This window comes from Kitasatospora dryopteridis, assembly GCF_050749075.1.
In the GTDB taxonomy this organism is placed as follows: domain Bacteria; phylum Actinomycetota; class Actinomycetes; order Streptomycetales; family Streptomycetaceae; genus Kitasatospora.
The window spans coordinates 4,671,132-4,691,625 of record NZ_CP192749.1 but is presented as its reverse complement, the minus strand read 5'-3'; the positions used below and the strand labels follow the sequence as shown (position 1 = coordinate 4,691,625).

Genomic DNA, 20,494 nt, shown 5'->3' with positions numbered 1-20,494 from the left:
GGAGCCGGGGGCGCTACCTGCGCGCCCCCGCCAGGTCGTCGAACATGGTGGTGAGGAACTCGGTGCTCCAGGCGAGGAGTTCGCGTCCGAGCAGCGGCTTGCCGCCGATCCGGCCGCCGCTCACCGGGCGGGGCACCAGCAGCTGGGAGGTGGCCGCCTTCACCTGGGTGCGCGGGTAGAGGCGGCCCAGCCGCAGCTGCTGCGACTCGCGGAGCTCCACCGGGCCGAAGCGGACGAAGTTGCCCTGCAGGGTGATGTCGCCGACGCCGCAGCGCCGCGCGTACAGCCGCAGGCCCGCCACCATCAGCAGGTTCTCCACCGGCTCGGGCAGCTTGCCGTAGCGGTCCGTGAGCTCCTCCCGGACGTGGACGATGTCCTCCTCCGAGTTGACCGCCGCGATCGAGCGGTACGCCTGGAGGCGCAGCCGCTCGCCCGGCGCGTAGTCGTGCGGCACATGGGCGTCGACCGGCAGCTCGATCTTCACCTCCAGCGGCTCCTCCTCCGGCTCGCCGCCGCCCTCCAGCGACTCCCGGAACTCGGCCACGGCCTCGCCGACCATCCGCATGTAGAGGTCGAAGCCGACGCCCGCGATGTGGCCGGACTGCTCGCCGCCGAGCAGGTTGCCGGCGCCGCGGATCTCCAGGTCCTTCATGGCGACGTACATGCCGGCGCCCATCTCGGTGTGCTGGGCGATGGTGGCGAGGCGCTCGTGGGCGGTCTCGGTGAGCGGCTTCTCCGGCGGGTACAGCATGTAGGCGTAGCCGCGCTCGCGGCCGCGGCCGACGCGTCCGCGCAGCTGGTGCAGCTGGGAGAGGCCGAAGGTGTCGCCGCGCTCCACGATCAGGGTGTTGGCGTTGGAGATGTCGATGCCGGACTCGACGATCGTCGTCGACACCAGGACGTCGAACTCCTTCTCCCAGAAGTCGACGACGACCTTCTCCAGCTGGGTCTCGCCCATCTGGCCGTGCGCGGTGGCGACCCGCGCCTCGGGGACGAGGTCCTTCAGCCGGGCGGCCGCCTTGTCGATCGACTCGACCCGGTTGTGGATGTAGAACACCTGGCCCTCGCGCAGGAGTTCACGCCGGACGGCGGCCGCGATCTGCTTCTCGTCGTACGGGCCGACGAAGGTCAGCACCGGGTGCCGCTCCTCCGGCGGGGTGGTGATGGTGGACATCTCGCGGATGCCGGTGACCGCCATCTCCAGGGTGCGCGGGATCGGCGTCGCCGACATGGTCAGCACGTCGACGTTGGCGCGCAGCTTCTTCAGCTGCTCCTTGTGCTCGACGCCGAAGCGCTGCTCCTCGTCGACGATGACCAGGCCGAGGTCCTTGAAGCGGGTCTCCGAGGAGAACAGCCGGTGGGTGCCGATGACCACGTCCACCGAGCCCTCGAAGAGCCCCTCCAGCACGGCCTTCGCCTCGGCGTCGGTCTGGAACCGGGAGAGCGCCTTCACCACGACCGGGAAGTTGGCGTACCGCTCGGCGAAGGTCGAGAAGTGCTGCTGGACGAGCAGCGTGGTCGGCACCAGCACCGCGACCTGCTTGCCGTCCTGCACCGCCTTGAAGGCCGCCCGCACCGCGATCTCGGTCTTGCCGTAGCCGACGTCGCCGCAGATCAGCCTGTCCATCGGGACGGACTTCTCCATGTCCGCCTTGACCTCGCCGATGGTGGTCAGCTGGTCGGGCGTCTCCGCGTACGGGAAGGCGTCCTCCAGCTCGCGCTGCCACGGGGAGTCCGGGCCGAAGGCGTGGCCGGGGGCGGCCATCCGCGCCGAGTACAGCTTGATCAGGTCGGCGGCGATCTCCTTGACCGCCTTCTTGGCCCGCTGCTTGGTCTTCGCCCAGTCCGCGCCGCCGAGCCGGTGCAGGGTGGGCGCCTCGCCGCCGACGTACTTGGTGACCTGGTCGAGCTGGTCGCTCGGCACGAACAGCCGGTCGCCGGGGTGGCCGCGCTTGGCCGGCGCGTACTCCAGCACCAGGTACTCGCGGGTGGCGCCCTGCACGGTGCGCTGCACCATCTCCACGTACTTGCCGACGCCGTGCTGCTCGTGCACCACGTAGTCGCCGGCCACCAGCGCCAGCGGGTCGATGGCGTTGCGGCGGCGGGACGGCATCCGCCGCATGTCCTTGGTGGAGGACTTCTGGCCGGACAGGTCGGTCTCGGTGACGACGGTCAGCTTCAGCGCCTCGTCGACGAAGCCGTGCTCGATCGAGCCGCAGGAGACGTACACGACGTCCCGGGTCGGCGCCTCGGCGAGGTCGGCGACCAGCCGGGCGGGAATGCCCTCGCCGGAGAGCACCTCGGCCAGCCGGGCGGCCGGGCCGTGGCCCTCCGTCACCATGACGACCCGCCAGTCGGCGTTCAGCCGCTCCTTGGCGTCGGCGATGGCGCGGGCGGTGTCGCCGCGGTACGCCTCGACGGCGTGCATGCCCAGCGTCAGGGTGTCCGCGTCGAACTCCAGAATCTCGCTCACCGTGGAGTCGCTGGTGGCGAACGGGCTGACCGACCACCAGGGCAGCCCGACCTCCGCCGCGTGCTCGCGCACGTCCGCGAGCGACCACAGCGAGGCCGCCGAGACGTCGATCTCCTCGACGTCGATCGGCCGGTCGCCGCCCGCCGCCGCGGCCACCCAGGACGCCTGCAGGAACTCCTGGCTGGTCGCCACCAGGTCGGCCGCCCGGGTGCGGACCCGCTCCGGGTCGCAGACCACCGCGATCGAGCCCTGCGGCAGCACGTCCAGCAGCAGCTCCATGTCGTCGACCAGCACGGGGGCCAGCGACTCCATGCCCTCGACCGCGATCCCCTCGGCGATCCTGTCCAGGATCTCGGCGAGGCCGGGGTGCTGCGCGGCGAGCTCCGCGGCCCGCGCCCGCACCTCGTCGGTGAGCAGCAGCTCCCGGCAGGGCGGCGCCCACAGGCCGTGCTGGGCGATCTCCAGCGAACGCTGGTCGGCGACCTTGAAGTAGCGGATCTCCTCGACGTCGTCGCCCCAGAACTCCACCCGCAGCGGGTGCTCCTCGGTCGGCGGGAAGACGTCCAGGATGCCGCCGCGCACGGCGAACTCGCCGCGCTTCTCGACCAGTTCGACCCGGGCGTAGGCGGCCGCGGCCAGCCGGTGCGCGACGGCGTCCAGGTCGTGCTGCTCGCCGCGCTGCAGCGCCACCGGCTCCAGCTCGGCCAGCCCCTTCACCTGCGGCTGCAGCACCGAGCGGACGGGCGCCACGATCACCTGCACCGGCCCGGCCGCCGCGTCGTCCGCCCGCGGGTGGACGATCCGGCGCAGCACCGCCAGACGGCGGCCGACGGTGTCGGAGCGCGGCGACAGCCGCTCGTGCGGCAGGGTCTCCCAGGCCGGGAACTCGGCGACCGCGTCGGCGGGCAGCAGCGAACGCAGGCTCGCCGCAAGGTCCTCCGCCTCCCGGCCGGTGGCGGTCACGGCCAGGACGGGACGGCCGCGCTCGCCGGCCTTCGCCGCCAGCGACCGGGCAAGCGCCGCGATCGCGAACGGCCGGGCCGCCGGCGGGCCGACCAGGTCGAGGTGCTGCCTGTGCCCCGTGGCCGCCGCCTCGATCGCCTCGGCGAGGGCGGCATCCCGTACGACGACATCGAGCAGTCCGGACAGGCTCATGCTTCTTGGCTCCACGGCTGGAGTGGCCCGGCGAGCGGTCGTCCGGGCAACGCGAACGGCCCGGTGCGCGAAACGCCCCGGGGGTGTCCAGCCTACGCCGCGGCGCCCTCCCGTACCCCCGTGCACGCCTGCGTCGCACCCGGTGCGGGCGGCACACAGCAGGGCAGAACGTCAAGAACTCGACATACTCCTGTCACTGCCCGTCCATGGACACCGCGCAGGATGGTTGCCGTGCCCGCCGCACCCAACCGTGGGGGATGGCTGCAGCGGCGCCGTCGCAGCCCGATGGGGGTCGGGAGTGCGAAGGCCGGACGGCCCTGGGTGGGGGCGGCCGGCAGTTGTGGAGGCCCGGGCAGCCTGTGAGGGGCGGCCCGGGCCTCGCCCTTCCTGCGGTGTACGGACCGTGGACGGCCCGCCCGTACCGGACCGCACGCGTTTGCGCGAAGCCGCCCGCACGCGGGTCCGGTCTCCGTACCCTCGTGTGAAGAAGGTGTGGGCCCGCCCCGCAGGGGGTGTGCGCACCGCCGCGATGGAGGGGGTACTTCGTCATGCGCGTGGTCATCGCAGGGCAGGGCTACGTCGGCCTGCCGCTGGCCGTCCGGGCCGCCGAGGTCGGGCACTCGGTGGTCGGGTACGACGTCGACGAGCGGCGCATCAAGCGGCTCGCGGTCGGCGAGTCGTACGTGGAGGACATCCCCGGCGGGCGGCTGCAGCCCCTGCTCGACAGCGGCGCCTACCTGCCCTCGGCCGACCCGGCGGACGTCGCCGGCTTCGACATCGCCGTGATCACCGTGCCCACCCCGCTGCGCGACGGCGTCCCCGACCTCTCCTACATCGAGGCCTCCGCCCGGCTGCTCGCGAGCCACCTGCGGCCCGGCGCCACCGTCGTCCTGGAGTCCACCACCTACCCCGGCACCACCGAGGAGCTGCTCGCCCCGCTGCTGGAGCAGGGCTCCGGGCTGCGGGCCGGCGCCGACTTCCACCTCGGCTACTCCCCCGAGCGGATCGACCCCGGCAACCCGCAGTGGAAGCTGGAGAACACCCCGAAGGTGGTCTCCGGCACCACGCCCGAGGGCCTGGCGGCGGTCGACGCCTTCTACGGGCAGCTGGTGGAGCGCACCGTGCCGGTCTCCTCCTGCAAGGAGGCCGAGCTGACCAAGCTGCTGGAGAACACCTTCCGGCACGTGAACATCGCGCTGGTCAACGAGCTGGCGATGTTCGCCCACGACCTCGGCATCGACGTCTGGGAGGCCATCGACGCGGCCTCCACCAAGCCCTTCGGCTACCTGCGGTTCACCCCGGGCCCGGGCGTCGGCGGGCACTGCCTGCCGATCGACCCCTCCTACCTGTCCTGGCGGGTGGAGCGCGCCCTCGGCCGGTCGTTCCGCTTCGTCGAGCTGGCCAACGACGTCAACAGCCACATGCCCGACTACGTGGTGCGGCGGCTCACCGAGGCGCTCAACGACCGGCAGCGCTCGGTCAACGGCTCCCGGGTCCTCGTCCTCGGCCTCGCCTACAAGGCGAACACCGGCGACGCCCGCGAGACCCCCGCCGCCCGGGTCGTCGAACTGCTGACCAGGATGGGTGCCGAGGTCCGCGCCGCCGACCCGCACGTGGTCGCCGGCGTCCACGTCGCCGAACCCACCGTCCCCGGCCAGCGCGTCGCCGCCCCCGACCACGAGGGCGACCCGCTGGCCACCGTCCACCGCGTCGAGGCCACCCCCGAAGAACTGGCCGCGGCCGACGCCGTGGTCCTGCTGGCCGACCATGACGAGTTCGACTACGAGGACATCACCGCCCACGCGCGGTACGTCCTGGACTGCCGCCGCCGACTGACGGGGGCGGCCGTCGAGGTGCTGTAGCCCCGAACGACGCGGGGGCGGTCAGCCGCGGCGGGTGACGCGGTTGGGGCGGGTGTCGTGGTCGATGCCGTCGTCCACGATGACGATCTTGGGGACGATCTTCGGCTCGGCCCCGGCCTCGGGTTCGGTCTCCGCATCGGCGGCCGGGGCCGCCTCGGCGGGGGCGGCCTCCTCGGCGGCCGGGGCGGCGGGCTCGGCCGAGGGCTTCTTCAGCAGCAGGTCGAGGGTGAGCTCGGGCTCGTTGGCGTCCTTGGCCGCGGCCTCCAGGGCGGCGGGGCGGCTGCCGGGCTCGATGCTGCCGAGGGCCGTGCCGGTGAGCTCGGCCAGCGTCTTCTTGACGGTGTCGAGGCGCTCCTGCATCTCGGCGTGCCGGTCGGCGAAGTCGGCCTGGTCGCTCTCGCTGTTCGAGCGGATGTTCTCGGCCTTGCGCCGGGCGGCGGAGAGCACCTCCTCGGCCCGCTTCTGGGCGTTGCCCTCGATGGTGCGGATCTCGGCGAGGACGGCCTCGCGGTGCTGCTCGGCCTCCCGCAGCCGGCGCTCGGCACCGGCGGTGATCTTCGCCTCCGCGGCGTCCGCCTCCGCCTCGGCCTCGGCGAACATCTCGTCGGAGCGGCGGCGCAGCTCGGCCAGCTTGGCCTCGGCGCGCTCCTCGGCCTCCGCGGCGGCGACCCGGGTGCGGGCGGCGTCGGCGGTGGCGGTGTCGCGGGTGGTCCGGGCGTCCTGCTCCGCGTGGGCGATCAGCGACTCGGCCTCGGCGCGGCTGCGGTCCTCGGTCTCGCGGGCGGCCTGCTCGGCCTCGCCGCGGACGGTGGCGGAGTACGTCTCGGCGGAGCGGGCGGCGGCCCGGCCGGCCTGCTCGGCGTCCGCCTTGGCCTGCTCGGCGTCGCGGGCGGCGTTGTCCCGGACGGCGGCGGTCTCGTTCTCGGCGATCAGCATGAGGGCACCGGCCTGGGCGCTGAGCCGGCCGTAGTCGGGCTCGGGGGCGTCCTCCTTGGCCTGGCGGATGTCGGCGAGCCGCTTCTCCATCTCGCGCAGGCCCGACCCGAGCACGCTGAGCCGCTCCCATGCCTCGTCGCGGTCGGCGGTCAGCGCCTGGAGGGTCGCGTCGACCTGCTCCATGGCGTAACCGCGGCGGGCAACCGTGAAGCCGTGCTGGGAGACGGCATCGCTCATCGGCTCTTCCCCTCGTGCTTGGGTGTGTGTCCGTTCGAGGGCGTCCCAGTGGGAGCCCACTTGACCTATTTTGCGCAGATACGGTCGAAAGCCCAACAAGGCGAGGCCGGGGGCGGGCCCCGCGGCCCGCCCCCGGTCCGCTACATCAGACCGTCCCAGAACTGCTCCAGGAGCACCGCCCACCAGCCCTCGGGGGTGTGCAGCGCCGCCGGATCGACCGCCAGCAGCTGGGCCTGCAGGTCGGTCGTCCAGCGACCGGCCTGCTCCGGCGTCAGGCCGTACCTGAGCCGCCACATCCGGCCGAGGACGGCGAGGCTGCGGACGAACTCCGGCACGCCGGTGTTGACGAAGCGCGGCGGCTCGCCGGTTCCCTCCAGGTCGACCGCGACCACCGCGGCGGTGCCGTACTGCACGCACAGCTGCCGGCCGTAGTCGTTGCCGAGCACCAGGTAGCCGCCGAAGTCCGGGGCGGCCGGGCGGCCGCGCTCGGCCGCGAGCTCGGCGAGCGTCGGGATCGGCCGGCCCTCCTGCGCCTGTGCCCAGAAGAACGGCGGGAACTCGCGCGGCAGGCCGGCCCACATCAGCGTCTGGGCGACCGCCTCGGGCACGCCCTGGCGGGAGACCGCGCGCTGCTCGAAGCGGAACACCGCGGGCCCGAAGGCCTGGCCGAGCTCGCCCGCCAGCTGCTGGGGCGGGAGCGGCGGCAGCTGCGGGACGGTGCCCGGCGGCGGCAGCGGCGCCTGCACCGGCCGGGGCCGCTTGGGGGCCGCGGCCAGCTGGTGCAGCTGGTCCAGATGGTCGAGCAGCATCGCCATGCCGCCCTGCCGGGCCTGCCGGTCGCGGCCGTACGGGACGGTGTGGGTGATCCGCACGTTCGGCCAGGAGGACTTCACCATCCGGGCGCAGTAGCCGCCCGGCAGGTCGCACAGCTCCAGCTCGGTGTGGAACTCCAGGACCTGGTCCGGCGGCACGCCGAGGCGGCGCATCTCCTGCAGGGCCTTCCACTCCGGGTGCGGGGTGCCGGGCTCGCTGGCCATGACCAGCGACTGCTCGGAGCCGTCGGGGCGGCGGTAGCTGATCACGGCCTGGGTGCCCGGGCCGATGGTGGGGACGCCGCCGGCGGGCGGCGGCGGTGCCACGGGCGCGGCCTGCGGCGCCGGGGCGGGAATCGCCGGCGGGGCATTGACCGGACCGGCCCCCGGGTAGCCGTATCCGGGCGGCGGCGGGCCCGGGACGGGGGCCATGCCGACCGGCGGCGGGGGCATCGCCGGGCCGGGCGCCGGTGCCGCGGGCGCACCCGGGCCGCCGGGCAGGTCGACGGCGTGCGCCAGCTGGGTGGCGGCGTACGCCACACCTGCCGCGTCGGGTGCGGCCGGGGACGGCGACGGGGCCGCCGGGCCGCCCTGGGCGAGGGAGGCCGGGGCGGGCGGGGGCGGCGTGCCCGGCGCGGATCGGCCGGCGGCGCCCGCGGCCGGGCCGGCGTCTCCGCGCAGCTCGGCGGGCGGGGGCGGCGGCGGGGCCGACTGCGCCGAGCGGCCGGTGCCCGCGGCCGAGCCCGGACCGCCCGCGCCGCCGCGCAGCTCCGCGGGCGGGGGCGGCGGCGGGGCGGACGGGCCGGAACGGCCGAGCTGCACCCCGGGCGCGGCGGGGCCGGGCGCACCGGGGGCACCGGGGGCACCGGGCAGGCCCATCAGTCCGGGCGGGCCGTCGGAGGCCAGCATGGTCGGGGCGTACTCGATGGCCGGGCCGGGCGCACCGGGGCCGGGCGGTGGCGGGGGCACCTGGCCGGGGGTGGCCAGCATGGTCGGGGCGTGCTCGACGGCCGGCGGCGGGACGGGTGTGCCGGCCGAGGGCGTGCCCGGGCCGGGGAACGGCGGCGATGCGGGCGGCGGCGACGGCGGCATCGGGGGCGCCGCGGCGGGCGGCGCGTCGAAGGCGAAGCCCTCGGGCATCGCCACGGTGGCGGCCGGCGGGGCGCCGACCGGCATCGGCACGGTGAGCCCCTCCGAGCCGGCCGGGGCCGGGACGGGCATCGGCACGGTCAGGCCCTCCGACCCGGGCGGGGCCTGCGGCGCGGCGGCCCGGTCGCCGGGGAAGGCGTCCGCCCGGGAGGGCGGGGCCAGCATGGTGGGCGCGTCGCCGGCCGGCCGGTCGGAGACGGGCGGCATGGTCTGCAGCGCCGGGGCGGCCGCGGGTTCGGCGGCGGGCGCCCCGCCCCCGGACGTCCCGCCGTCGGGCGGGCCGAGCCTGGCGTTCTCGGCGGCGATCGCCGCGGCACCCGCCTCCTGCAGCCACTGCGGGGGGCTGAGCAGGAAGGAGGTCGCCTCGACGGCGCCGGGCACCGGGCGGGCCGCGCCCGCCGGGTTGGGCTCCGCGCGGCCCCCGTAGGCCTCCTCGTACTGACGGACCACCTCGTTGACGGGCAGCGGCGGCCAGAGCGTGCTCGCCCCGCTGTCCCGGGCGATCACCAGCCGCACCTCGCTGCCGTCCGACGGCTCGTCGTCGGCCTTCTCCACCGCCCAGCAGACGAAGCCCAGGTCGAACTCCCGCACCCGTACCTCGCGCTGCCCGGAGCGCGGCACGCCGGCGTTGATCCAGTCCTCGGCGATCTCCTGCGCCTGCGCGTACGTCACCACGCCCGGCTCACCCCTCCGTTGCTCAGTTCACCGGGACGGCCCGGGCGAACCCGCCGTCCACCATCAGCTCCGCGACCGTCTCCAGCTCGGGCGGGCTGCCCGCCAGCCGGAGCAGGAACGCGTCGAAGCTCTCCCCGCAGGGCAGCAGCAGCCGCGCCACCCTCTCCTCCGGCGGCTCGGCGCCGCCGCTGTCGCGCGCGTCGTCGTACGGGCAGAACCAGACCGAACCCGTCCGCTCGCCGCGCACCTTGATCGCGAGCACGCCGCCCTGGACGTACGCGATGCCCAGGTAGTCCTTGGTGAGGTGGTCGCGCAGGCACTTGTTGGCGTACACCAGGTCGTGCACGCCGTACTCCTCACTCAGCGTCAGGAACGGCTGGTCGAGGAGCATGCCGCAGTCGACGTCCAGGGCGACGCCCGCCGGGCCGCGGCCGCCGGCGACCTTGAGGAAGCTGCGGTAGGCGCCGGGCAGCGGGTGGCCGAGGCGCTGTTCGGCCCGCTGCACCAGGTCCTCGGAGACGGTCACCGGGTCGCCGCCGTCCATGGCCAGCGGGAAGTGCACCGGCCGGCGCTCCTGGAGCGGGCGGGTGCCGCGGCGGGCGTGGTCGGCGGAGGAGCGGGCGAGGCCGCCGTGGTGCCGCAGCAGCGCCTTGACCTCGACGGGGACGAGTTCCATCCGCCGCCAGCCGGGCGCGGCCTTCCCGACCGCGTGGTGCCACGTCCAGCCGGGCGGGGTCGCCACGGCGGTGGGCAGGTCGGCCCAGAGTTCGTGGCCCTGGGTGTAGAGGGCGGCGTTGGCGGAGACGTAGTCGGTCAGTCTCAGTTCGTCCACGCCGAAGCCCTCGGGCGGGTCGGCGACCTCGGCGGCCGCAACGGCGTACGGCCCGAAGTCCGGGAAACCGTATTCGTCCACGCGGACACCGGCCGGGTGCTTCTCGGCCCGGATCGGGTCCGGGAACTGCACCACCTGGCCCGCGTACGCCGAGTTAGGCGCGGCGGCGGCGCCGGGCCGACCTGTCGTCATCAGGGCTCCCCCACTGGCTGCTGCACTGTTGCGGGCACCAGCGTAGGGGAAGGGACACCCCTGGAGACCAGGGGCGTCACTCCCGTACCGGCAGGGCCGCCGCGGAGGGCCGCCGCCGGACCGTCAGCGGCGGACGGCCTTGGCCAGGACCTCCGCCACCCGGGTCTGCTGGCCCTCGGTGATCTGCGGGAAGAGCGGCAGGGTGAGCAGCTGTTCCGCGGCCTTCTCGGCGACCGGGAAGGCGCCCTCGGCATGCCCGAGGCCGCGGAAGGCGGGCTGCAGGTGGACGGGCACCGGGTAGTGCACCCCGGCGCCGATCCCGGCCGCGTGCAGGTCGGCGAGGACGGCGTCGCGCCCGCGCTCCACCCGGACGGCGTACAGGTGCCAGACGTGCTCGTTGCCGGGCAGGGTGCGCGGCAGGACGACGCCGTCGAGGCCGCCGAGCAGCTCGTCGTAGCGGGCGGCGGCGGCGCGGCGGGCCTCGTTCCAGGCGGGCAGCCGGCGCAGCTTGGCGCGCAGCACGACGGCCTGCAGGGTGTCCATCCGGGAGTTGAAGCCGAACCGCTCGTGGACGTACTTGCGGCCGGAGCCGTGGTCGCCGATCAGCCGGACGGCGGCGGCGAGTTCGTCGTCGTCGGTGGTGACGGCGCCGGCGTCGCCGTAGGCGCCGAGGTTCTTGCCGGGGTAGAAGCTGGTTGCGGCGATCCGGCCCCAGGAGCCGGAGGCGCGGCCGTCCTGCCGGGCCCCCTGGGACTGTGCGGCGTCCTCGACCACCGGGAGGCCGTCGGCGATCTCCAGCAGCGGTGCCATGGGGGCGAGTTGGCCGTTGAGGTGGACGGGCACCAGCACGGCTGCACCGGGCAGCGCGTCGGCGGCCGCGGCCGGGTCGATGAGCAGGTGCTCGGGGTCGACGTCGACCAGGACGGGCCGCAGTCCGGCGCGGACGACGGCCTCGGCGGTGGCGACGAAGGTGTTGGCGGGCAGCACGGCGCCGCCGCCGGGCGGCAGGCCGAGGGCGCGCAGGGCGAGTTCGAGGGCGTCGGTGCCGTTGGCGGTGCCGACCGTGTGCCTCACGCCGGAGAAGGCGGCGTACTCGGCCTCGAAGGCGGCCACGTCGGGGCCCTTGATGTAGGCGCCGCTCGCGAGCACGGCGTCGAAGCCCGTGCGGACCTCCTCGGCGACCTCGGCGTGGGCGGCGTGCAGGTCGACGAGCGGGATGTCGGTCATGGGATACGCCCCTCGGCGGGTTCGGTGGACAGTGCGGGCACGGGCCCGGTCGGCGGTGCGGGCCCGGATGCGGCGGGCTCGGGTCCGACGCGCAGCGGGAGGCTGCCGCCGGAGAGGCAGGCGCCGGTCTCGGTGCTCCAGCGCCAGTGGTGGCGGGGGCACTCGACGACTCCGTCGGCGATCAGGGCGTGGCTCAGGTCCTCGCCGGCGTGCGGGCACCAGCGCTGCAGGACGAGGCCGTCGCGCCGGACGGTCTCGCCGAAGGCCCCGCGTTCGCGGACCAGCCGGCGGGTCTGGGCGGGCTGGTGGCCGTAGCGCAGCAGGGAGAGCAGGGTGAGGTCGAAGACGTCCGGGTCGCGGTGCAGGGCGAGGCGCATGGAGAGCAGGGCCTCCTCCCAGCCGGCCCGGCCGTCGAGGACGGCCCGCAGGGCGCGCGGCGGGACGCGGATGGTGTAGGCCGGGTCGACCGGGTCGTCCTCCAGGTCGACCCGGGCGGCGAGGTCGCCCAGGGGTATTCGCCAGGCCTCGCCGCCGGCCTCCAGGGCGAGTCCTGCGCGGTAGTCGGCGAGCAGCGGGCGGTTGAGCCGGCGGAGGCGGTCGAAGTGGGCGTCGACCTCGGCGGCGGTGGGCGGTTCGGCGGCGCCGTGGTGGTAGGCCTGCCATTCACCGCGGCGGCGTTCGCGGTAGTCGGCGAGGTAGCCGGCCGGGTCGGTGAGCCAGCGGCCGGGCGGGGCGGGGCCGTCGACGGTGTCGCCGGGGACGGTGTCGCCGGGGGCGGTGCGGACGACGGCGGTGCCGGGGCAGGCGGCGGCGAAGCCGGCGGCGACGTCCTCCCAGTGCGGGAAGATCGTCCGCTCGCGGTCGTTGAAGCGGTCGAGCTCGGGGTCGAGGAAGCAGGCGGGCCCGGCGGAGGGCAGGTAGCTGCGGGCGCCGGTGAGGCGGACCTTGCGGACCAGGCTGTCCATCAGACCGGCGCGGACGGCGGCGGTCTTCTCGGCCATCACCGCCGGCGGGTAGTCGTAGGCGTTGGGGTACCACATGGCACCGGAGTACTGGGCGGCCAGCAGGTCGACGCCGTCGGGCAGGTCGGACAGCGGCGGGTTGCAGTCGTTGAGGTCGAGGAAGCGCAGATCCCCGAGGTCGAGCAGCAGGCCGCTGTCCTCCTTGTGGCTGGTGTCGAGCAGCATGGTGGCGGTGGCGTCGGGGCCGAGCCGGTGGATCTCCCGGTGGCCGAGCAGCACCTGCCGGGTGAAGCCGAGCGCGGCGAGCCGGCGCTGCAGCGAGCGGGTGCGGTAGCGCGGGACGAGCACGGTGGTGTCCCGCGGGAGCTGCACCAGCAGCCGCTCGTCGAAGTGGTCCTCGTGGGTGTGCGAGACGTAGAGGAAGTCCCAGCGGCCGGCGAGGACCTCGGGCAGCAGGTGCCGGTTGTCCGGGTACGGGAACCAGGCGTCCAGGAACGCCGGGTGGAACCACGGGTCGATCAGCAGCCGCAGGCCGGCGTGCTCGACCGCGAAGCCGGCGTGCCCGAGGTGCCGGATCGACGTCACCCGACGGCCTCCCGGAGGGCCGCGGCGACGGTGTCCTGCTGCTGCTCGGTGAGGGTGTGGAACAGCGGCAGGACCAGCGAGCGGTGGGTGATCAGCTCGGTGGCGGGCAGCGGCACCCGGGCGGTCCCCTTGTACGGGGCCTCCAGGTGGGCGGCCATGATGCCGCGCCGGGCGAAGACGCCCGCGCCGGCGAGCCGGGCGAGCACCTCGGTGCGGTCGGGGGCGCCGTCGGGCAGCAGCAGCCAGCAGGACTGGTAGTTGCCGGTGCCGTGGGCCGGGTCGGCGACCAGCCGTCCGGCGAGCGGGCCGAGCAGGGTGCGGTAGCGCTCGGCGAGTTCGCGCCGCCGGGCGACCATGGCGGGCAGCTTGCCGAGCTGGACCAGGCCGACGGCGGCCTGGATGTCGGTCATCCGGTGGTTGAAGCCGATCTCGTCGTAGGTCTCGACGACGGCCGCGCCGCCGGAGGCGCTGTGCCGGTCGGCGGCGGAGACGCTCATCCCGTGCTCGCGCAGCCGGCGCAGGCGGGCGGCGAGTTCGGCGTCGTGGCAGGTGACCATGCCGCCCTCGCCGGTGGTGAGGAGCTTGCGCGGGTGGAAGGAGTAGGCGGCGATCTCGGCGCCGGCGCCGACCGGGCGGCCGCGGTAGACGGAGCCTGCGCCGCAGGCGGCGTCCTCGACGACGGTGGCGCCGCGCGGCTCGACCAGTGCCCGGATCGCGTCCAGGTCGACCGGGACGCCGCCCTGGTCGACGGCGATCACGGCCCTGGTGCGTTCGGTGAGCACGGCGGCGACGGTGTCCGGGGTGAGGTTGCCGGTGGCGGGGTCCACGTCGGCGAAGACCGGGACGGCCCCGACGTAGGTGACGGCGTTGGCGGTGGCGATGAAGGAGAGCGAGGGCACCACGACCTCGTCGCCGGGCCCGACGCCGGCGCCGACCATCGCGAGGTGCAGGGCGGTGGTGCAGGAGGAGACGGCGACCGCGTGCGGCACGCCGAGGTGCTCGGCGAAGGCCCGCTCGAAGGCGGCCACCCGGGGGCCCTGGGCGACCCAGCCGGAGCGGACGGCCTCGGCGGCGGCCTCGGCCTCCTCCTCGCCGAGCCACGGCACCATGACGGGGATGCCGGCCACGGGGGTACTGGACACGGGGGTGCTCCGAACTGCTCGCGGGTCGGTCGGGGTCACTGCGCGCGCCACCAGGCGACGAGCCGGCGCAGGCCCTCCTCGAGGCCGAGGCCGGGCTTCCAGCCGAGGTCGCGCTCGGCGGCGGAGATGTCGGCGAGCCGGCGGACCACGCCGCCGGCGGTGCCGCGGGCCGGGCCGTGCTCGACGTCGAGGTCGGTGCGGTCCATGGCGGCGAGCAGGGCGTCGGCGAGGCCGCGCAGCGATACCTCGCTCGCGGAGGCGATGTTGTAGACCCGGTCGGTGACCGGGGCCTCGGCGGCCAGCAGGTTGGCCCGGGCGATGTCCTCGGTGTAGACGAAGTCCATGGTCTGGGCGCCGTCGCCGAAGATCAGCGGGGGCTGCCCGGCGTTGATCCGCTCCATCCAGCGGATGAACACCTCGGTGTACTTGCCGTGGACGTCCATCCGGGGCCCGTACACGTTGAAGTAGCGCAGCGCGACGTAGTCCAGCCCGGTCATCGCGTGGAAGCTGCGCAGCATGCCCTCGTTGAAGGCCTTGGCGGCGCCGTAGAAGGTGTCGTTGTTGTAGGGGTGCTGGGTCTCCGGCGTCGGGAAGGTGTCGGCGAGGCCGTAGACCGAGGCGGTGGAGGAGGCGATCAGCTTCCGGACGCCCTTCTCGGCGGCGGCCTCGATGACGTCGAAGGTGCCGTCGACCATGATCTCCAGGGCGAGCCGGGGCTCGGCGGCGCACTGGGTGATCCGGATCGCGGCGAGGTGGAAGAGCAGGTCGGTGTCGTCGCCGAGGAGTTCGCGCAGCAGGGCCCGGTCGCGGATGTCACCGTCGACGACGCGCAGTTGCCCGGGGGCGGCGAGCTGCTGGGCGCGGGCGAGGTTCTCCGTGCGCCCGCGGACGAAGTTGTCGAGCACGACGACCTCGCGGGCGCCGGCCTCGACCAGTTGGTCGACGACGGTGGAGCCGATGGTCCCGGCTCCGCCGGTGACCAGGCAGCGGGACCCTTCGACGGTGACGGCGTTCATCGGGCGGTGGCCCTCTCCTGAGCGGTGGTCGGCTGGGCGGGGATCGGTGCGGTGTCGGCGCCCGGACCGACGGGCACGGTGGCGCCGCCGAGTTCGAGGCTGAGCGAGGCGGCGTGCAGCAGGCGCAGCACGCGCAGGCCGGCGCGGCCGTCGGTGAGCGGGGCCCGGCCCTCGGCGACGGCGGCGGCGAACTCGGCCATGACGTTGCGCAGCGCCTCCTGCTCGACCAGGGCGGGCGCCACCACGTCGCCGACCCGGTAGGAGATCAGGGCGCGGTGCCGGATGGCGTCGGTGAGCTCGTCGGGCGGGGTGAGGTCGACGCCGCGGTCGTGGATCGCCAGCCGGGCCTGCGGGTTGAGGTCGTCCCAGACCAGGGTGCGGCGGGAGCCGCCGATCAGGGTGGTGCGGACCTTGGTCGGGGAGAGCCAGTTGACGTGGCAGTGGGCGAGCGCGCCGTTGCTGAGCCGGACGGTCAGGTAGGCGACGCAGGCGCGGCCGGCGCCGATCGGGTCGGCGGCCTGGGCGCTGACGCCGACCGGCTCCACGCCGGGCGGCAGGACGAAGTCGAGGATGGACAGGTCGTGCGGGGCGAGGTCCCAGAGCACGTCCACGTCGGGCTGGACGAGGCCGAGGTTGATCCGCACCGAGTCGAAGAACTGGACGTCGCCGATCTCGCCGCCATGCACCAGCTCGCGGATGCGGCGGACCACCGGGGTGTAGCAGAAGGTGTGGTCGCACATCAGCACCAGGCCGCGTTCCTCGGCCAGTTCGCACAATTCGGCTGCCTCGTCGGCCGTGGTGGTGATGGGCTTCTCCACGAGCACGTGCCGGCCGGCCTCCAGGGCGGCCCGCACCAGCTTGTAGTGGGCGGCGGCGGGCGTGGCGACGGCGACCGCCCGCACCCGGTCGTCGGCGAGGACCTCGTCGAAGGAGGTGGTGGTGCGGACGGTGCTGTACTCACCGAGGACCCGGCGGGAGCGCTCCTCGTCCAGGTCGCACAGCCAGTGCAGCTGCAGCGCGGGTGTCTGCTGGGCGTTGCGGACGAGGTTGGGGCCCCAGTACCCGGCGCCGACCACGGCCAGTCCGATCCGGCCGGACGGTCCCGCCTCGGGTGCACCCGGCGTGGGGACGTGCTCCCCGGGCGCCTCGTGCGCCTCCTGCGCCGGCGCGCGACCCTGCCCGTACTGCATCGACATCGACAAGACCCCCCTTGTCCGGTGCCGGAGCGTCACTGCCCCGGTGCACCACGCGTCCGAACGGCGGCCCCGGACGATCGCCCCACCGGCCCTTCGGACGGCGGCGCCCCCACGGTGTGCCCAGGTGACCCCGTTGCTCGAACGGTACCGGCCGCCGTACGCCCCCGGGGTCCGAATCCGCAAACCCGAGGCGCGCCGTGACGGCGTTCGCAACGCTCCGTACACCCCGGGTCCGCGGCGCTGCGAAGGGTTTGACAGTCTGGAGGCCCACAATGAGGGAGCGGTCGGCATCCGCCGTCCGTCAGCACACCGAGCACCGGCCGGAGACCGCGCGGAACGCGGATCGAGGAGAACCATGGCAGCGAGCCCGACGGCCGACCGGGAGCCGGTCACGACCGAGCAGCCGGCGACCCAGGCCGTGCCGCACCTGCTCCACCTGCGGGACAGCGTGCTGCCCGCGGTGGCGGCCGCGCTCTCGCTGAAGAACGGGGACGTGCACACGCTGGCCGGTGACAAGGCCGACCTCGTGCCGCTGCTGCACCCGCTGGTCGCGGACTTCCTCGCCGGCCTGCCCATCGAGCACCGCGAGCGGTTCACCGGGCGCTGCCCGGAGGCGGTGCTGCTCTCCCAGTACCTCGCCACGGTCGACGGGGCGCGCTCCAAGCGCGCCTCACGCAAGCCGCTCGGCCTCCACGACGCCCGCAAGGCGCTCAGGGGCGCGCGGCTGACCACCGTCCGCATCCGCGAGGAGGGCGATCCGGCGCACGGCACGCACGCGCCGCCCTGCCGTTCCTGCGCGGCCCTGCTGGACCACCTGAACGTCGCGAGCGTCGCCGTCGGGCCCACCGCCCGCTGATGCCCGCCGTCCCTGTCCCCGAACCACGGAGCAGACCCTGAACGCGACCGCTGTACGAACCCAACCGCGCTTCCCCGCCGACGTGGCCGCCGCGCTCAAGCAGGCCGGCTGGCACCCCGGACGCTGGGAGATCCGCCAGGCCGAGGCCTGGGCGGACGTGCTCGCCGTGCACGGCGGGCCCCTGGACACCCCGCACTCCGTCTTCCCGGCCGCCGTCGAGGCCTGGGCCGAGTTCGGCGGGCTGGCCTTCGACCTCGGCGGCGCCGGCCGGGTGCTGGCCCGTACGCCGTTCCTGCTCGACCCCCGCTGCGGCCTGCACCAGCCACGCACCCTGGCCGACCTCGGCCGGGCCCTCGGCACCCGTCTCGCCCCGCTCGGCGAGGAGCGGTACGGCCAGGCCCTGCTCGCCGTCGACGAGCGCGGCCGGGTCTACAGCCTCGACCACACCGGCGAGTGGTACCTCGGCGCCACCGTCGACCAGGCCATCGCCACCCTCGTGCTGGGCCTCGCCCCGGAGCGGCTGCGCGCCGGCGCCTGACGGCACGCCACCGGAATCCTCCACCGCACCGGCTGACCGACCGTCGGCCGGTGCACTTTCCCCCGGACCCCTCCCGCCCCGGGCGTCCCGGCGCCACACTGTGTGGCTATTCCGAGGAGAACACCGGGAGGAACCGCGATGAGCGCCGCCCCCACCGCCGAACCGGCCGCCGCCGGGACGGCACCCGCCGCTTCCCGCGCCGACGCCCCCGCGGCCGCGCCCGCACGGCTGCCGCTCTTCGACAACGCCAAGTTCGCGGCGGTGGCGCTGGTGGTGTGCGCCCACACCTGGATGCCGCTGGTCGGCGCGGACCGCACGATCGCCGCCGCGGTGCTCACCGTCGCCGCCTTCGCGATGCCGGTGTTCGTGACCCTCTGCGGCTGGTTCGCGCAGCCCCGGCCGGGCCGGCCGGTCGACGGCCGCCGCCTGGTGACCGGGGTCGCCGTGCCCTACCTGGTCTTCCAGGTGCTCTACAACGTAGTCGGCATGGTGCTGGAACGGCGCGCGGCCCCGTTCTCCCTGCTGGAGCCGCGCTGGCTGACCTGGTTCCTGCTGTCGCTGTTCGTCTGGCGGCTGACGGTGCCCGTGTGGACGGCGCTGCGGCACCCCCTGGCGGTCGCCCTGCTGGTCGCCGCGGGCTCGGGCGCCGTCCAGGCGCTGCCGGCCGAGCTGGCCCTCAGCCGCACCCTGGCGTTCCTGCCGTGGTTCGTGCTGGGGCTGGTCCTGCGGCCGCACCACGTCGCCCTGCTGCGCAGGCCCGCCGTCCGGGGCTGGGCCCCGGTGGTACTGGCCGCGGTCTTCGCCGTGCTGTGGCTCGCCGCGCCGAAGCTGCTGAACCCGGGCTGGGTGGAGTACACCGACAGCGCGGCCCAGCTGCACGTGCCGTACCCGGTGTGGCTGGCGGTCAGGGCCGCCCTCGGCCTGCTGTCGCTGGCCGCCGGCGCGGCGTTCCTGGCACTGCTGCCCGAGGGCCGCACCCGCTGGACGGCACTCGGCGCCGCCTCGCTCCACGTCTACCTGCTGCACGGGCTGCCGCTGAAACTCGTCCAGGCCTCCGGCGTCTACCACGCCGGGGCCCTCCACCACGCCTGGACGGCCCTGCCCCTGCTCGGCGCCTTCGCCCTGGCCCTCGCCGTCGCCCTCGCCCTGCCGCTCGCGACCCGCCTGTTCACCCCGCTGGTCCACCCGAAACCCGCCGACCGCCTGCTGAAGGCCGCCTGAGCGGGGGACCACCGGAGGGCGGGGGCTCCTGGGCGAGCCGTTCCGAGGGCACCGCCAGGCGTGACGGCAGCACCGCCTCGACGCGGAAGCCGCCGTCCGGTTCCGGGCCGGCGTCGAAGCTGCCGCCCAGCGCCAGGACGCGCTCCCGCATGCCGACCAGCCCGTTGCCGCCGCTCGGCAGCCGCACCGGCTCGGCCCCGCCCGGGCAGTCGTTGACCACGGCGACCCGGACCCCGTTCGGCACGTAGGCGAGCACCACCACCACCCGTGCTCCGCCGGCGTGCTTGTGCGCGTTGGTGAGGCCCTCCTGGACCACCCGGTACGCGGTCTGTTCGGCGTCCCCGCGGTACCGGCGGTGGTCGCCGCTGACGGTCAGGGACACCGCCATCCCGGCCGCCCGGGACTGCTCGACCAGCCCGGGGACCTCGGCGAGCCCGCCCGCCGTCTCGGCCGCCGCGGCCGGCTCGGCCATCCGCAGCACACCGAGGATCTCGCGCAGCTCGTCCAGCGCCTGCCGGCCGACCTCGCCCATCAGCTTGGCGCTGGCCTGCGCCTTCTCCGGGTCCTTGGTGATGATCCGCTCCAGGGCGCCGGCGTGCACCACCATCAGGCTGACCCGGTGGGCGACCACGTCGTGCATCTCGCGGGCGATCCGGGTGCGTTCCTCCAGGCGGGCGCGCCGGGCGCGTTCGCTGGCCTGCTCGGCGAGCAGGTCGAGTTCGGCCTCCAGGCCGTGCGCCCGGTCCTTGAGGGACTCCACCAGCCGGCGGCGGGCACCCACGTACAGGCCGGTCACCACCGGCGGCACGGTCAGGCCGACCGCCACCAGGCCGGCCAGCACCACGAACACCCAGGTCGGCGGCAGTTCCTCGGCCGGTACCTGGGAGGGCGCGAGCACGTACACCAGCGCCATGCCGAAGGTCTCGGCGAGGGCGAGCGCGGAGAGCGCCACCACCCGGCGGCGGCGCGAGGGCCACTCCCAGGTCGCGGCCAGGGTGTACAGCGACACCACCAGCAGGACCATGCCGAACAGCCCGGGCACGAACACCAGCGCCACCAGTACGGGCACGGCCGGCCACCGCCGCCGCACCACCAGCGTCGCGCCGGCCAGTGCGCCGAGCACCGCCGACACCACCGCGAGCGGTGCCCCCAGGTGCAGCCGGTCCCCCACCATGCCGTGCGCGCCTGCGGCGCACTCCAGAGCGGCCAGGCCGGCCAGCCCCACGTCCAGCAGCGCACTGCGGCGCCGGGGCCACCACCCCAGGGTGTGGACCGGCCCGCCCCCCTCCGGCGACTTGCTCATGGGGGACAGCGTAAGGCCGCTCCTCGGGCCGTCCCCAGCGAGTTCCGTTACGGCCTCCGCAGGTGCCGTGCTGTCCGCCATCCGGCCACTTCTCGGACGCGGCACCCGGTGCCACCTATGCTGTT

Annotated in this window: 14 protein-coding genes; 4 read left to right on the top strand and 10 right to left on the bottom strand. The window is 75.1% G+C overall.

The genetic code is table 11. The annotated features are described in order from the left end of the window. Nucleotides 1–13: 13 nt before the first annotated feature. Complete coding sequence (gene mfd / locus ACQ614_RS21380) at nucleotides 14–3,628, bottom strand: transcription-repair coupling factor (RefSeq protein WP_431680101.1); 3,615 nt, start codon at nucleotides 3,626–3,628, stop codon at nucleotides 14–16. 548 nt (nucleotides 3,629–4,176) lie between these two features. Here mfd and ACQ614_RS21375 point away from each other — a divergent pair. Then, nucleotides 4,177–5,490, top strand: a complete 1,314-nt coding sequence (locus ACQ614_RS21375) for a nucleotide sugar dehydrogenase (protein ID WP_431680100.1) — start codon at nucleotides 4,177–4,179, stop codon at nucleotides 5,488–5,490. A gap of 21 nt (nucleotides 5,491–5,511) precedes the next feature. On the opposite strand, the gene ACQ614_RS21370 is transcribed toward ACQ614_RS21375, so the two are convergent. From ACQ614_RS21370 to ACQ614_RS21335, 8 genes are all read right to left on the bottom strand, one after another. Next, nucleotides 5,512–6,663 (bottom strand): hypothetical protein, encoded by a 1,152-nt coding sequence (locus ACQ614_RS21370; protein WP_431680099.1) that lies wholly within the window; start codon nucleotides 6,661–6,663, stop codon nucleotides 5,512–5,514. A gap of 140 nt (nucleotides 6,664–6,803) precedes the next feature. Continuing rightward, nucleotides 6,804–9,296, bottom strand: coding sequence for an SUKH-4 family immunity protein (locus ACQ614_RS21365; RefSeq protein ID WP_431680098.1), 2,493 nt, complete (start codon nucleotides 9,294–9,296; stop codon nucleotides 6,804–6,806). 25 nt (nucleotides 9,297–9,321) lie between these two features. Next, complete coding sequence (locus ACQ614_RS21360; RefSeq protein WP_431680097.1) at nucleotides 9,322–10,323, bottom strand: SMI1/KNR4 family protein; 1,002 nt, start codon at nucleotides 10,321–10,323, stop codon at nucleotides 9,322–9,324. 123 nt (nucleotides 10,324–10,446) lie between these two features. Beyond that, nucleotides 10,447–11,550 (bottom strand): DegT/DnrJ/EryC1/StrS family aminotransferase, encoded by a 1,104-nt coding sequence (locus tag ACQ614_RS21355; protein WP_431680096.1) that lies wholly within the window; start codon nucleotides 11,548–11,550, stop codon nucleotides 10,447–10,449. Then, nucleotides 11,547–13,097, bottom strand: coding sequence for a Rieske 2Fe-2S domain-containing protein (locus tag ACQ614_RS21350; RefSeq protein WP_431680095.1), 1,551 nt, complete (start codon nucleotides 13,095–13,097; stop codon nucleotides 11,547–11,549). Before ACQ614_RS21350 ends, ACQ614_RS21355 begins: the two co-directional genes overlap by 4 nt. Next, entirely contained in the window at nucleotides 13,094–14,239 is a 1,146-nt protein-coding gene (locus ACQ614_RS21345; protein WP_431680094.1) for a DegT/DnrJ/EryC1/StrS family aminotransferase, read from the bottom strand. Before ACQ614_RS21345 ends, ACQ614_RS21350 begins: the two co-directional genes overlap by 4 nt. 35 nt (nucleotides 14,240–14,274) lie before the next feature. Beyond that, nucleotides 14,275–15,255: an NAD-dependent epimerase/dehydratase family protein gene (locus tag ACQ614_RS21340; protein WP_431680093.1), complete on the bottom strand. Its 981-nt coding sequence runs from the start codon at nucleotides 15,253–15,255 to the stop codon at nucleotides 14,275–14,277. Beyond that, nucleotides 15,252–16,451 carry a Gfo/Idh/MocA family protein gene (locus ACQ614_RS21335; protein WP_431680092.1) on the bottom strand — a complete coding sequence of 400 codons (1,200 nt, stop codon included), beginning with the start codon at nucleotides 16,449–16,451 and terminating at the stop codon, nucleotides 15,252–15,254. The genes ACQ614_RS21340 and ACQ614_RS21335 overlap by 4 nt, the downstream gene beginning before the upstream one ends. A 355-nt stretch (nucleotides 16,452–16,806) precedes the next feature. On the opposite strand from ACQ614_RS21335, the gene ACQ614_RS21330 reads away from it, so the two are divergent. From ACQ614_RS21330 to ACQ614_RS21320, 3 genes are all read left to right on the top strand, one after another. Continuing rightward, nucleotides 16,807–17,307 carry a YwqJ-related putative deaminase gene (locus ACQ614_RS21330; RefSeq protein WP_431680091.1) on the top strand — a complete coding sequence of 167 codons (501 nt, stop codon included), beginning with the start codon at nucleotides 16,807–16,809 and terminating at the stop codon, nucleotides 17,305–17,307. Nucleotides 17,308–17,389: 82 nt separating this feature from the next. Continuing rightward, on the top strand, nucleotides 17,390–17,845 hold the full coding sequence (locus ACQ614_RS21325; RefSeq protein WP_431680090.1) for an SUKH-3 domain-containing protein: 456 nt from the start codon (nucleotides 17,390–17,392) through the stop codon (nucleotides 17,843–17,845). 138 nt (nucleotides 17,846–17,983) lie between these two features. Continuing rightward, nucleotides 17,984–19,066 (top strand): acyltransferase family protein, encoded by a 1,083-nt coding sequence (locus ACQ614_RS21320; RefSeq protein WP_431680089.1) that lies wholly within the window; start codon nucleotides 17,984–17,986, stop codon nucleotides 19,064–19,066. On the opposite strand, the gene ACQ614_RS21315 is transcribed toward ACQ614_RS21320, so the two are convergent. Next, complete coding sequence (locus ACQ614_RS21315) at nucleotides 19,014–20,369, bottom strand: sensor histidine kinase (protein ID WP_431680088.1); 1,356 nt, start codon at nucleotides 20,367–20,369, stop codon at nucleotides 19,014–19,016. The genes ACQ614_RS21320 and ACQ614_RS21315 overlap by 53 nt on opposite strands. Between the last annotated feature and the right edge of the window lie 125 nt (nucleotides 20,370–20,494).